This is a genomic window from Oleiphilus sp. HI0043 (genome assembly GCF_001634935.1).
The window spans coordinates 1-239 of record NZ_LWEY01000998.1; the positions used below are offsets into that span (position 1 = coordinate 1).

1 protein-coding gene is annotated in these 239 nt (G+C 42.7%); it reads left to right on the plus strand.

Going from position 1 to position 239, the window contains the following annotated elements; genetic code table 11:
• Positions 1-239: hypothetical protein (locus A3729_RS32865; protein ID WP_197475794.1), on the plus strand; the 239-nt coding region annotated here is incomplete at both ends.

The window sequence follows — 239 nt, forward strand, 5'->3', positions numbered from 1 at the left end:
TTGTTGAACGAATGGAAGGAGATATACAGGTATATAGCTCGCTTGGTAAGGGTACGACAATGGCTGTTTATCTGCCGGTTGAGCTTGTTGAAGAACCACAAACAGACCAAGACCCGGATATCGCAAGCAATTCACTGAACGATGTTGATTATTCTGCTGTACGGGTGCTGATAGTTGATGATGTTGAAATGAACTGTGTGATGCTCGAGGCATTACTAAATTCACTAGGTATCTCTAAC